Source organism: Oribacterium sinus (genome assembly GCF_014202695.1).
Lineage (GTDB): Bacteria > Bacillota > Clostridia > Lachnospirales > Lachnospiraceae > Oribacterium > Oribacterium sinus.
Window position 1 is genome coordinate 39871 of the sequence record NZ_JACHHH010000013.1, and the last position, 12316, is coordinate 52186.

General features: G+C 44.0%; 12 protein-coding genes and 1 riboswitch. Of the genes, 8 read left to right on the forward strand and 4 right to left on the reverse strand.

Going from position 1 to position 12316, the window contains the following annotated elements; translation table 11 throughout:
• Window positions 1–53: 53 nt before the first annotated feature.
• Both HNQ46_RS10870 and HNQ46_RS10875 read right to left on the reverse strand, forming a co-directional pair.
• Window positions 54–695: an NAD(P)-binding protein gene (locus tag HNQ46_RS10870; protein ID WP_183684707.1), complete on the reverse strand. Its 642-nt coding sequence runs from the start codon at window positions 693–695 to the stop codon at window positions 54–56.
• Window positions 692–934, reverse strand: coding sequence for a hypothetical protein (locus HNQ46_RS10875; protein ID WP_007157491.1), 243 nt, complete (start codon window positions 932–934; stop codon window positions 692–694). The genes HNQ46_RS10870 and HNQ46_RS10875 overlap by 4 nt, the downstream gene beginning before the upstream one ends.
• Before the next feature lie 284 nt (window positions 935–1218).
• On the opposite strand from HNQ46_RS10875, the gene HNQ46_RS10880 reads away from it, so the two are divergent.
• The 7 genes from HNQ46_RS10880 to HNQ46_RS10910 all read left to right on the forward strand — a co-directional run bounded on the left by HNQ46_RS10880 (window position 1219) and on the right by HNQ46_RS10910 (window position 7755).
• Window positions 1219–1941, forward strand: coding sequence for a Maf family protein (locus HNQ46_RS10880; RefSeq protein ID WP_243155923.1), 723 nt, complete (start codon window positions 1219–1221; stop codon window positions 1939–1941).
• Window positions 1942–2132: 191 nt separating this feature from the next.
• Window positions 2133–3509: a sodium-dependent transporter gene (locus tag HNQ46_RS10885; RefSeq protein WP_183684708.1), complete on the forward strand. Its 1377-nt coding sequence runs from the start codon at window positions 2133–2135 to the stop codon at window positions 3507–3509.
• A 188-nt stretch (window positions 3510–3697) separates the two neighbouring features.
• Window positions 3698–3815: riboswitch (FMN riboswitch) on the forward strand.
• A gap of 177 nt (window positions 3816–3992) precedes the next feature.
• On the forward strand, window positions 3993–4625 hold the full coding sequence (locus HNQ46_RS10890; protein WP_243155924.1) for an ECF transporter S component: 633 nt from the start codon (window positions 3993–3995) through the stop codon (window positions 4623–4625).
• A 60-nt stretch (window positions 4626–4685) separates the two neighbouring features.
• Window positions 4686–5201: a hypothetical protein gene (locus HNQ46_RS10895; protein ID WP_183684709.1), complete on the forward strand. Its 516-nt coding sequence runs from the start codon at window positions 4686–4688 to the stop codon at window positions 5199–5201.
• A 76-nt stretch (window positions 5202–5277) separates the two neighbouring features.
• Window positions 5278–5787: a hypothetical protein gene (locus HNQ46_RS10900; protein ID WP_183684710.1), complete on the forward strand. Its 510-nt coding sequence runs from the start codon at window positions 5278–5280 to the stop codon at window positions 5785–5787.
• 112 nt (window positions 5788–5899) lie between these two features.
• Window positions 5900–7429 (forward strand): polysaccharide deacetylase family protein, encoded by a 1530-nt coding sequence (locus HNQ46_RS10905; RefSeq protein WP_183684711.1) that lies wholly within the window; start codon window positions 5900–5902, stop codon window positions 7427–7429.
• 23 nt (window positions 7430–7452) lie between these two features.
• Window positions 7453–7755 (forward strand): YerC/YecD family TrpR-related protein, encoded by a 303-nt coding sequence (locus tag HNQ46_RS10910; RefSeq protein ID WP_007157484.1) that lies wholly within the window; start codon window positions 7453–7455, stop codon window positions 7753–7755.
• A 331-nt stretch (window positions 7756–8086) separates the two neighbouring features.
• On the opposite strand, the gene HNQ46_RS10915 is transcribed toward HNQ46_RS10910, so the two are convergent.
• Window positions 8087–8716: a DUF1836 domain-containing protein gene (locus HNQ46_RS10915; RefSeq protein WP_183684712.1), complete on the reverse strand. Its 630-nt coding sequence runs from the start codon at window positions 8714–8716 to the stop codon at window positions 8087–8089.
• A 155-nt stretch (window positions 8717–8871) separates the two neighbouring features.
• Between HNQ46_RS10915 and HNQ46_RS10920 the strand changes: the two genes are divergently transcribed.
• Window positions 8872–11271 carry an ATP-dependent helicase gene (locus HNQ46_RS10920; RefSeq protein ID WP_183684713.1) on the forward strand — a complete coding sequence of 800 codons (2400 nt, stop codon included), beginning with the start codon at window positions 8872–8874 and terminating at the stop codon, window positions 11269–11271.
• A 337-nt stretch (window positions 11272–11608) separates the two neighbouring features.
• Here the strand turns inward: HNQ46_RS10920 and HNQ46_RS10925 are convergent, their stop codons facing one another.
• Window positions 11609–12118, reverse strand: coding sequence for a GNAT family N-acetyltransferase (locus tag HNQ46_RS10925; protein ID WP_183684714.1), 510 nt, complete (start codon window positions 12116–12118; stop codon window positions 11609–11611).
• Window positions 12119–12316 lie beyond the last annotated feature (198 nt).

The following is a 12316-nucleotide window of genomic DNA, read 5'->3' on the forward strand; positions in this document are numbered from 1 at the left end:
AAAAATCAAAATAGTTTTCTATTTCTTATTTTGATTTTTTACAGCCCCTTGTTTTAAAATCCCTGTTTATGCTTTTCTTTTAAAAGCATTTCTCCTACCCTTCTCCCCGCAGCTCCACCGGATTGCACTGCTTCGGCAATGCTTTGGGTGGGGGCAAGACTTTGCCCTGTCAGGAAAAGTCGGGGGGAGCCTGTTTTCTTTTCTTCTTCTATAAGAACAGAAACAGCGGCATTTTCCTCCGGAGTAAATGCTCCCACAGCCAAGACTAAAGCCTTACTGATAAAGAAGCGTTCTCCTTCCTTCGTTTTAGCCTTTAAGAGATAGCGATAAGCAGAAGCTTCGCCTTGGGAATGCACTATCGAAAGAGCCTCCCTTGAAAGAACATAAATTTCCTCTACTTCCACACTCTCTTGATGAGCGACTCCATAATTTTCCAGAAAAAGGGAAAAATGGGACAGAAGCTCTTTAGGCTGAACGGTCTTTGCAAAGAGCCCGCTTATCTCTTCCGTGCTTTTTCCTAAACGCCCTCCAAGGCTTTCTTCTTTTTCCAATAAAAGACTGTTTTCAATCCCAAGATCCGCTGCGGCAGAGATGGCGGCTAAGCCGGAACAGCCGCCTCCCACCACCAGCAAATCAGAAAAAAAAGACTCTTCCGCTTTGGGAAGAGTCAAATTTTCGCAAGTGCGGAAAATCAATTGTGGGCATCCCCCATCATGAATTCAACAACCTTCTTCATGTCCTCCGGCTCATGAACAATCAGTTCCAGCTCTTTAATGTAAGCCTTGTCCAACATCTGAGACATCATCAGCATCTGGGAGAGCTTGGACTTCAAGTTAATTCGGTCTCCTTCCGGAGAAACCAACTCTACCTTTCCGTGTAAGTCATTCAATAGCTTAAATAAGCCTTCTACGTTGTTTACATTTTCGATTTTCATAGAATTCCCTTTCTCTAAGACATGTACTGCGCGTAATGCGATGAGTTCACCTTAGTATAAAGCGGAGGAAAATGCAAGAAGAAATCTTTTGGAGAAAAGAGGAAATTTCTTTGCTGTTTTCTCCGCTTATTTTCCCGGAAAACATCGTATTTCACAAAAAAGAGAAAGAAAATCATTTTTATGGCAAATTGTAAAAAAATTACTGTGAAAACAGAAAAAAATCGTTAAAATAGAAAGGCGACTGCAAAAACAGAGGGGCAATTGCAAAAAAGAAAGGAAGAAAAATGGGAAAGGATATAAATAAAGACGAGGACTTCTTGGAGAAGCTGGGGCTTTCCAAAGAAGATGTTGACCTTTTGGAACATAAATTAAAAGAGCGGGAGGAAAGAAGGAAGGAAGCGGAAAAAAAGGAAAAGCCCATCACGGTGCTATTTCCCAAGGTGGTTTTGGCTTCCGCATCTCCAAGAAGACAGGAGCTGATTCAGCTTCTGGGACTTAAGGCGGAGATTCATCCCAGTGGAATAGCGGAGGATGTAACGGAGGCGGATCCCAGTCTTTTGGTGCAGAAGCTGGCCTTTCAGAAGGCGGAGGACGTGGCAAAGCAGTATCCGAAGGACTATCTTGTGATTGGGGCGGACACGGTGGTATTTTTCGAGGATTGGATTTTGGGAAAACCGAAAAGTAAGGAGGATGCCTACAGGATGCTTTCCGCCCTTTCCGGAAGAGCCCATCAGGTCTATACCGGGGTCAGCCTTCATTTTCAGGGGAAGAAAATGGGCTTTTACGAAAAGACCGAGGTGCAGTTCGCAAGACTTACGGAGCGGGAAATTTGGGATTATATCGAAAGCAAAGAGCCTATGGATAAGGCGGGGGCTTATGGCATTCAGGGACGTTTTGCCCCCTTTGTAAAGGGCATTGCAGGGGACTATTACAATGTGATGGGCCTGCCCCTTGCCAGGCTCTATCAGGCCTTGAAGTTTTTGGGAGCGGAAGGAGAGGCATTGTAAGGAAAATTTTGGGTGGAGCTTTTGTGTGGAGTTGCCCCCTCTTACTTATCGCCCTTGTGAACAGGGGCATGGTTCTTGTCTGGTGTGGCATGGAAAATTGTTTTGAAAAATGTGATTTTTCCGGAAGTTATGGAGAAGGCTTCTAAGAAAATAGAAAAGAAATGTTATAGCAGTAGAAAGGAATTTAGAAAATGAGTAGTGAAAAGCAAAAACGAAGTAAGTTCAGCTCCCGCCTGGGCTTTGTCTTATCCGCTGCAGGCTCTGCGGTGGGCTTGGGAAATATTTGGAGATTCCCTTATTTGGCGGCGAAATACGGAGGGGGAATCTTCCTTTTGGTTTACCTTCTTCTGATGCTTACCTTTGGTTACACCATGATAATTGCGGAAAGCGCCATCGGAAGAATGACCAGAAAGAGCCCCGTGGGAGCCTATGCCCACTTTGGAAAGGACTGGATGTTCAAGGCAGGAGGCTGGATTAATGCCATTATCCCCATCCTGATTGTACCCTATTATTCCGTCATCGGCGGTTGGGTATGCAAATATCTCTTCGGCTATATCCAGGGAGAAACGGAAGCCATGGCCACGGCCGAGTACTTTACGGAATTTATCGGAAATGGGGTAAAGACGGAGTTTTGGTTTTTGATTTTTACCTTGCTGGTACTTTGGGTTATCTTTATGGGTGTGGAAAATGGCATCGAAAAGGTGTCCACCTTTATGATGCCGATTCTGGTGATTCTGGCAATTCTGCTTTCTATTTATGCCATCACCAGAAAGGGCGCATTTGCCGGAGTAAAATACTTCTTAGTTCCCAATATCAAGAACTTTTCCTGGATGACGGTGGTTTCCGCCATGGGACAGATGTTCTACTCTCTCTCCATTGCCATGGGAATCCTGATTACCTTCGGCTCCTATATGAAATCCGACTTGTCTATTGAAGAATCCACCAGCCATGTGGAGGTTTTTGACACGGCCATTGCGGTTTTGGCAGGACTGATGATTATTCCCGCGGTTTTCGCCTTTTCCAATGGAGACCCCTCCGTATTAAAGGCAGGCCCTTCTCTTATGTTTATTACTATGCCGAAAATCTTTGCCAGCATGGGCTTTGGTCGAGTAGTGGGGATTCTCTTTTTTGCCTTAGTTTTCTTTGCGGCACTGACTTCCGCTATCGCTTTGGCGGAAAGTGCGGTTTCCACCTTCCAGGATGAACTGAAGTGGAGTAGAAGAAGATCCACAGTGGTTTTACTGCTGATTATGGTGGCTTTAGGAACCCTCAGTGCTTTAAGCTATGGGCCTTTATCTTTTGTAACCATTTTGAAAAATATGCCCTTCCTGGATTTCTTTGACTTCCTGACCAACTCCGTGATGATGCCCATTGCGGCTATGGCTACCTGCCTTTTGGTGGTCAGAGTAATCGGTGTAGAGGGGATTGCGGCGGAAGTTATGCGAAAGGATGCTCCCTTTAAAAGAAAGGCGGTATTTAATTTCATGATCAAATACCTTTGCCCCTTCTTTGTGGCGATTATCCTGTTCAGTTCCGTAGCCGGTGTACTGGGATGGATTAAGTTCTAAAAGTATCGAAGCAAAGTATTGAAGCAAAGTATCGAAGCAAAGTATCGAACTAAAGTGTCGAACTAAAGTGTCGAACTAAAGTGTCGAAACAAAGCGTCGAAACAAAGCGTCGAAACATGCTCTAAAAGCGTAAAAAATATTCCTTGCAAAGTTTTAGGCAGAGGAGTATTCTTAGTATCGTAAAAATGAATGTTCTTCAGGGCGGGGTGTAAGTCCCCACTGGCGGTAAAGTCCGCGACCTGCGAAAGCAGTTGAACCGGTGAAACTCCGGTACCAACAGTATAGTCTGGATGGAAGAAGACGAGCGTTGTGCTTTCTGCCCTGTACTTTTTGTACAGGGCTTTTTCTATTTTCAAAGGCGTTTTTAAAGAGGATTCCTTTGAAAATACAAAAAAGAAGGAAAATGCCCGGTCCTAAAGCCTTTCGAAAAGAACCACCGGAAGAATGCAGTTTGCAGAAAATGCAAAGAAAGAGAGGACAGCAATGAAAGCAGAAAGTCAGGGAAGAATGGTGAGCAGTGTGAAGAAGAGTAGTGTGGGATTTTTGGCGGTAACAGGAATATTATCCGCTATAGCGTATATTTTGATGTGGATTGAGTTTCCTATTCCTTTTTTAATGCCTCCTTTTATCAAGTTTGATTTTTCGGATTTTCCTGCCTTAATTGCAGCCTTTGCCTTGGGGCCTGTTTCCGGAATTTTGGTGGAGCTTATCAAAAATATTCTTCACAGCTTTAGCTCCGGTTCCTTCGGCGTGGGAGAACTTTCCAACTTTATCCTTGGGGCAAGCTTTGCAGGTACCGCAGGATTTATTTATCAGAGAAATAAGACGAAGAAGGGTGCAATTATTGCCTCTGTTGTTGGTGCAGTGGTTATGGCGGCTATTTCCTACCCCTCCAACCTTTTGGTGGTTTATCCCTTCTACTACAACTTTATGCCGAAAGAGGTAGTGCTTTCTGCTTATGAGTTGATTCTTCCCTCCATCGGCAGCATTGAAAAGGCTTTGCTTATCTTTAATGTGCCCTTTACCTTTGTGAAAGGCATGATTGATGTAGTTCTTTGCCTTCTACTGTATAAAGGAGTATCTCCTTTCCTGCATAAGTTAAACGGAGAGGGATAATCCGGGAGTCCTTCTTTTGTTGGGGTCAGTCATAAAATAATTGAATTAAGGTGATGATCTATGAGTTCAACAAGATACGATAGACTGGTACGCGAAGCAAAATTCGGTGTGAAATTAATTCACAGAGAATATTGCTCCGGAAAAGAGATAGCTTATGTAATTATTTTAACCGGCTTAGGAGATTATTTTGTCGGAATCAGTCCGGAAGAAGGCCACAATAATCAGGCAGTTATTGATGCTATTCACCAGTATTACGCAGAAACGGAAGATGCAAGGGTGATTGAAGGATATCAGGCCGGAATTTATGAGCTAATAGAAGTATCAGGACATATGAAAATGTTTAGTAATTTATTGAGGATTCTCTTCTATGAGCTTTATAAAGAACATAGAGGAGAGGCTAGTTTTACTCTGGATATGGAAGAGATTTTTAGACAGCTAAATAGTATGATTTTGGAAAGATATCATAATTTCGAGAAGGAAGATCCATTTTTTGAACCATGGTTTTCAAGATATCAACAATCTGCACTGGACGATTATGGCTTAGTTTTGCAAGGAAAGCCGGAGCAATCGAGCTAGGACATTATGTGTTTCTACTTTCTGCCAGATTTTCAGATTATTCAGAAAAAGAAGTATTAATTACAAGGTGAATTCTATGAGTGAAACAAGATACGATAGACTGGTACGTCACGCAAAATTTGCCGTGAAACAAATTCATAAAGCATATTGCTCCGGAAAAGAAATAGTTTATGTAATTATTTTAACCGGCCTAGGAGATTATTTTGTCGGAATCAGTCCGGAAGAAGGGCATAATAATCAGGCAGTTATTGATGGTATTCACCAATATTACGCAGAAACGTTAGATGCAAGAGTAATTGAAGGATATCAGGCTGGGATTTACAAGCTAATAGAAGCATCAGGACATATGAAAATGTTTAGAAATTTATTGAGGATTCTCTTCTATGAACTTTATAAAGAACATAGTGGAGAGGCTAGTTTTACTATGGATATGGAAGAAATCTTTCGACAGCTAAATAGTATGATTTTGGAAAGATATCATAATTTCGAGAAGGAGAATCCATTTTTTGATACTTGGTTTTCCAGACAGCAGACTTTTGCGATGGAACATTATGGACTGATTTTGCAAGGAAAGCCGGAATCTTAGAATTATAAAATCGACCTTGCTGCCTCCTGTACTTCCTGAAGTCCTCTCCATTTCCCCCTTGCGTTCAAGGCAATATTTTGTACAATAAGAGGGAGACAGAGAGAGGTGTCGGATGAACAGAGAAGAATTTGATGACGAGTATTACCAGCAGAAAATGATGGAACACCGCATTCGGATGGAGAAGCGGAGAGAGAAAAGAAAGAAGGAGAAGCGCCTGCATATCCTGCTCTTTTTTCTTCTGCTTCTTTTGTTGTTCCTGGCTTTTATCGGGGTACGTTATGCCCTGCCCTATGTGCAACAGCAGGGAGGTATTTCCTTTGGGAAGAAGGTCTCTGAAAGCACGATTGCCAAGAATCGCCCGGTGGTAAAGCTTGGGGAGGGGGAAACGGAAGAGAAGGGCGATGTAGTAGAGGCAAGTGAAACTCCGGCTCTTTCGGAAAAGGATGAGGCCTTAAAGACGGCGGAGCTTCAGGCGAAGCAGTATGACTATGACAGTGCCATCGCCACCTTAAATGCTTTGAACCTGTCTTCCGATACGGAGATTTCCGCGAAGATTTCTCAGTATGAAGAGGAGAAGGGCAAGCTGGTTCCTGCCAATATGGATGATATCACCCACATTTTCTTCCATATCCTGATTGTGGACCCGACCAGAGCCCTGACAGACACCCATCAGGGAAAGCAGTTCAATTCCGTAATGACCACCATTCCGGAGTTTGAGGAAATTATCAAGGAAATGTACGATCGAGGTTACGTGATGGTGCATATGCATGATTTGGCGGAAATGCAGGAACAGCCGGACGGAACGAAGAAAATGGTGAAGAAGCAGATTATGCTTCCGGAGGGCAAGAAGCCCTTTGTCATGTCCCAGGACGATGTGAACTACTATGTTTACATGGAAGGACACGGCTTTGCGGACAAGATGGTTTTGGATGAAAATGGAAAGCCTAAAAACCAGTATACCGATAAGGACGGAAATGTTACCATTGGGGATTATGACCTGGTGCCGATTTTGGATAAGTTCGTGGAGGAGCATCCGGATTTTGCCTACCATGGCCATAAAGCGGTGATTGCTTTTACCGGCTATAACGGCGTTCTTGGCTATAGAACCGATGAGACCTTTGATCCTAATTCTCCTGCCTTAGACCCGAAGAACAGGGCAAACCCCAATATCGAAGAGGATAAGGAAACCGTTAAGAAGATTACCAGGGCTATGAAGGAAGACGGCTATGAATTTGCCTCCCACTCCTGGGGACATATCAATTTCGGTACCAGAGATTTGGCTTCCATTTCCAAGGATACGGATCGTTGGGAGAGAAACGTGGAGCCTCTTCTGCCGGATCCCTGTGAGATTCTGCTTTACCCCTTTGGAGATGATATTGGGGACTGGCATCCCTATCAGAAGGGAAAAGAAGACGGAAAATATGATTTGCTGGAGGCGGCAGGCTTCCATTACTTCTGTAACGTAGATTCCGCAAAGGTTTGGATGCAGTACGGAGATGATTTTGTCCGGCAGGGAAGAAGAAATCTGGACGGCTATCGCCTGTATGAATCCTACAGCGGAGCGGCGGATAGACTTTCCGACTTGATTGACGTGAAGAAGGTCTTTGATACCAGAAGACCTACCCCTGTAACCTGGGAATAAAGAAGCATTTGGAGAGGAAGAAAATGAACCGGAAACTAGACACCGAAGAGGTACGACATTTATTTGAGGGAATGCAGCAGCTGGAAACCACGGAAGAGTATTTTCGTTTTTTCGAGGATCTCTGCACCATCAATGAGCTTCTGGCCATGGCCCAGCGTTATGAAGTGGCCAAGCTCTTGCAGGAAGGCAAAACCTATATCGATATAGCGAAGGCCACAGGAGCCTCCACCGCAACCATTTCCAGAGTCAACCGTTCCCTACATTATGGAGAAGACGGCTACGCAGTAGCCTTTGAGAGGATAGCCAAAAAGGAAGAGGAAAAATAAAAGGAACAGCTTTAAACAATCAAAAAGCTTCTCAACGATATAGCAAAGAAGGCCATAAAAATAGCTTTGCCGGCTATAACATTGGAACACGGGGTAGTCTGAGCCCGTCGGTTCTTGGCTTTTGTTTTTAAAAAAGCTTAGAACCGCTAAGGAGGTGCTATTTATAAGAATAGCACCTCCTGTACTTAGACCAACTTCCGAAGGAATTTGCTTTGCGAAGCAAAGTGAGCAGTGGTTAACAGAAACCACTGCTCAGTCAAGGCGAGGCTAGCGGGAGCGTGCCCCGGTTGCAATGTTATAGGACGACAAAGCATTTAGCGTCTTGTATCTTTTATTTCTTTTTCCTCTTCCTTTTCTTTTGGCTCTCCTCCATGCGGTCTACTATTTTTTCCATGAGTTGCTTTTTAAGGTAGACATCAAAGGCCAGGAGACTTAGAAAGGAAAAGCTTTGGAGCTGTTCCCGCTCCGATTCCTCCAAGTTGGCAAAGGCGGGATCCTGTTCCGAAAAAGAGCTGTTGGCAGTTTGAAACTTTTTCTCTAAATCCTCCACTAAGCTTTGCATTTCTCCATTGGCAAAGGAGAAGATTTCTTCGTAAATATCTGTGAGTCTGGGTTTGCTGTGAAGAGAAAAATAATTTTCCGCTAAAGGATCCACCACGGTACGGATGTCGGAAAGACTCAACATACTCTTATAATAGTAGATTAAAAGCAGAATCAGCATGTGATTCTTGTTGTAGCGCTTTCCAACAGGAGGAGGCAGAATCTTATTTTTGGCATAATTATTAATCATGGTCTTGGTAAGCGCTTTGTCCTCCGGATGACGCTTCATGGAGGCCAGATGTTCCTCCATAAATCCGGTCACCTGATCCATGTATAGATCCAGGGAGGGCAGGCTTCCCGCATGCACATGATGTAAACTTTTAAGATATTCAGTTAATTCATTTAAATATTGTTCGTCCATAAAAACAAGTATAGCATAGCGAAGTAGAATTACAAGAATTTAGCAGTGGCTATAAGGGGAAAATGGTACTATCCTTAAGCAAGGCAGCTTAAAGTACGAAGGAAAAAATAAGAGAGTATAGGGTATATATGACCTAAGGAAAAGAAAGGAAAGCCATGGAGCTGAAAAATATATTAAACAAAGAACAGTATGAGGCCGCCACCCATGGAGAGGGGCCTCTCTTGATTTTGGCGGGGGCAGGCTCGGGAAAAACCAGAGTGTTGACCCACAGAATCGCCTACCTGATTTTGGAAAAGGGAGTTTCTCCCTATCAAATTCTGGCGATTACCTTTACCAATAAGGCGGCCCAGGAAATGCGGGACAGGGTGAATCAGCTTCTGCCGGAGCGGCAGGGAGAAATCTGGGTTTCCACCTTCCACAGTATGTGCCTAAGAATTTTACGAAGAGAAATCGGAAATCTGGGCTATGATTCCGACTTTTCCATCTATGACACGGATGATCAGAAAACCGTGATGCGGCAGGTATTTAAGGAATTACAGATAGATAGCAAGATGCTGAAGGAAAGGTTGGTGCTTTCCGCCCTGTCCCAGGTGAAGAATCAGGGGCGAACCGTTTCCGACTATCTTTTGGAGGATCCGGAGGATTTTCTGGATGGGAAGATTCGTGCCTGCATACGACTGTACGAAGAAAAGCTAAAACAAAACAATGCCTTGGACTTTGACGACCTGCTTTTACGCTGTAAGGAGCTTTTTGAGAAGTTTCCGGCAGTTTTAGAGAAGTATCAGGAGCGTTTTCGTTATATTTTGGTGGACGAGTATCAGGATACCAATGATGTGCAGTTCCATTTGGTTTATCTCCTTGCTAAGAAGTATCAAAATATCTGCGTGGTGGGAGACGACGACCAGAGTATTTACCGTTTCCGGGGTGCCAATGTGGAAAATATCCTCTCCTTTGAATCTCATTTTCCAAACTGCAAGGTGGTGAAACTGGAACAAAACTACCGCTCCACCGCTCCTATTCTGGACCTGGCCAATGTGGTCATTGCGGAAAATCAGCACAGAAAGCAAAAGAAGCTTTGGACTGCGGAGAAGGAGGGCTTGAAGGTAAGCTTTCAGGAATATGAAAGTGCCAAGGAAGAGGCGGCGGCTGTTATCCGAGGCATTCGGGATGCAGGTTGGAGCTATAAGGACCAGGCGGTGCTGTACCGCACCAATGCCCAGTCCCGTCTACTGGAGGAGCAGTGTATTCATTGGAATATTCCCTACCAGATTGTGGGGGGCGTGAACTTCTACCAAAGAAAGGAAATCAAGGACATCCTTTCCTATATGAAGATTTTGGTGAATAAAAAGGATGATGTGGCTCTTCGGAGAATCATCAATGTGCCAAAGCGGGGCATTGGCGAGGCCAGCCTTTTAAAATTGCAGCAGTATGGAGAAAGCCTTGGAGGCTTTTCTTTGGTGGAATCCCTTCCCTTTGCCAAGGCGGCAGGACTTTCCGGAAAAGCTTTAAGCATGGTGGGAAGCTTTCAGGAAATGCTGGAGAGCTGGAAGGATGTGGAATTAAGCGCCCTTATTGAACGCATTTTACAGGATACGGAATACGAAAAAGACCTTCAGGCAGAGGGGGCTATAGAGGCGGAAAGCCGTATGGAAAACATTCAGGAGTTACAGGGAAAGCTTCAGTCTTATATCGAGGAAAATGGGGATGAGGGCAGTCTTTCCGCCTTTTTGGAAGAGGTATCTTTACTTTCCGACTTGGATAGAAGTGACTTAACGGAAGACAAAATCACCCTGATGACCTTACATGGAGCCAAAGGTCTGGAGTTTCCGGTGGTCTATCTGGTAGGCTTAAATGAAGGCCTCTTCCCCAGTGCCCAGTCCATGTTTACTCCCGAGGAACGGGAGGAAGAGCGAAGACTCTTTTATGTGGGAATCACCAGGGCGGAAAAGGAACTATATTTAACCGCAGGAAGAGACCGGGTGGTGCATGGACAGTATCAGTCCATGCTGGTCAGCTCCTTTGTGGATGATGTGCCGGAGGAGCATTTGGAGAAGAAGTACCTCTATCGGAAAAAGCCCAGTGAAGAAGATATTTTCATGGAAAAAACAGGCCGTTCCGGTTATAGCTCTTACTTACAGCAGGCGAATCAGTCTATCAAAGCTTATATGGGACAGTCAGATTCCTACGGCTCCTCCGGTGCCTATGGTCCTTCCGGTTCCTATAGTTCCTCCGGTTCCTACGGCTCTACCGGTGCATATAGTTCATCAGGGCGTTCATCCTCTAATCTATATGGCAGTGCCGGATATTCTTCTTCCAAAAAGCCTTTGGATCTTCAAGCCTATCAAAAGGCCGGCATTATCCAAAAGGGCATTTCCGGCATGAGCTCCGGAAGCCTGGATTATCAGGTAGGAGATCGGGTCAGCCATGCGAAATTCGGAGAGGGTGAAGTTTTGGCCATAGAAGAGGATAAGAAGGATAAGCTGGTAACGGTGCTTTTTGATACCGCAGGGCAGAAGAAGATGCTGGCAGGCTTTGCCAAGCTGAAAAAACTATAGTATGGAATAAAGGGGCTGTATTATAAAGATACGCTCTAATGCAGTATAGGTCTATAATCGGGGCACGCTCCCGCTAACTTCGCCTTCGTAGCAGTACTAACTTCAAGCTTCGCTTTACTCGCTTTCAGTAAGTACTGACGGGCTCAGATTACCCCTATTATAGACCTATACTGCATTATTCGCTTCATTTAATGATTTTTACAGTTCTTCACTTCGCCGGATTTCGCGAGTACCGGTGGGCTCAGACTACCCCTATTTCAGACATATATTGCCGAAAATTTCTTTATTAGTTTGATTTTTGCGCAGTCCCTTTTTTGGCGTATAAAAACTTAGCTTATTACGCAAGAATATAAACCATATCCTCCCAGCTCTCTCCGCCCCAGGTGGAGGGGGATTTACCCAAATGCTCATAGCCAAAACCGCTGTAGAAAGGAACAAAGTGGGTATGGCAGGTGAGAAAAATCTTCTCAGTACCCCGCGCTTCCTCCATGTCAATATAGCGGTTCATAATCTGGCTGGCGAGCCCTTTTCCTTGATATTCCGGTCGAACCTCCAGACCTAAAAGAAAGCAATGCTTTGCTCCTTTTTCCTGTAAGGAGGCATTTTGAAAAAATTCATCTAAAAAGACTTCAGAACCGGAGTGAATACCGCTCATATAACCGGCAATCTTTTTATTCACTTGATCAAAGGCAATCAAAAAATCTTCCGGTATTTTCTCAACACGGTCTTTGACCTCTCCATAGCTACAGGCTTCATTTTCCGAAAAACATATCTTTTCTATCGCTGCTAATTCTCGGATATCCTCTTCAGTAGCCGCCCGAAAAAGATACCGCTCCTGATTATACATAAGACTCCTTTCAAAAATGATAAATTTTATTATTTTATATCATAGCAGAGATTCATAGGAAAGGCAAATAAGAGGGGAACTATTCTAAGTATTCAAAAACAGGCTTTGTAATTACTGTTTATGCTATAAGAGAATTTTATAATCGCTTTTATATTAGTTGATTATGTATAAGTTTTTGCTAAAAAATTGTCTGAATTC

Excerpts from the sequence above, each read along its gene's own strand:
- HNQ46_RS10875 (WP_007157491.1), bottom strand. The coding sequence starts at position 934 with ATGAAAATCGAAAATGTAAACAACGTAGAAGGCTTATTTAAGCTATTG.
- HNQ46_RS10880 (WP_243155923.1), top strand. The coding sequence starts at position 1,219 with ATGGGAAAGGATATAAATAAAGACGAGGACTTCTTGGAGAAGCTGGGG.
- HNQ46_RS10885 (WP_183684708.1), top strand. The coding sequence starts at position 2,133 with ATGAGTAGTGAAAAGCAAAAACGAAGTAAGTTCAGCTCCCGCCTGGGC.
- HNQ46_RS10890 (WP_243155924.1), top strand. The coding sequence starts at position 3,993 with ATGAAAGCAGAAAGTCAGGGAAGAATGGTGAGCAGTGTGAAGAAGAGT.
- HNQ46_RS10895 (WP_183684709.1), top strand. The coding sequence starts at position 4,686 with ATGAGTTCAACAAGATACGATAGACTGGTACGCGAAGCAAAATTCGGT.
- HNQ46_RS10900 (WP_183684710.1), top strand. The coding sequence starts at position 5,278 with ATGAGTGAAACAAGATACGATAGACTGGTACGTCACGCAAAATTTGCC.
- HNQ46_RS10905 (WP_183684711.1), top strand. The coding sequence starts at position 5,900 with ATGAACAGAGAAGAATTTGATGACGAGTATTACCAGCAGAAAATGATG.
- HNQ46_RS10910 (WP_007157484.1), top strand. The coding sequence starts at position 7,453 with ATGAACCGGAAACTAGACACCGAAGAGGTACGACATTTATTTGAGGGA.
- HNQ46_RS10915 (WP_183684712.1), bottom strand. The coding sequence starts at position 8,716 with ATGGACGAACAATATTTAAATGAATTAACTGAATATCTTAAAAGTTTA.
- HNQ46_RS10920 (WP_183684713.1), top strand. The coding sequence starts at position 8,872 with ATGGAGCTGAAAAATATATTAAACAAAGAACAGTATGAGGCCGCCACC.
- HNQ46_RS10925 (WP_183684714.1), bottom strand. The coding sequence starts at position 12,118 with ATGTATAATCAGGAGCGGTATCTTTTTCGGGCGGCTACTGAAGAGGAT.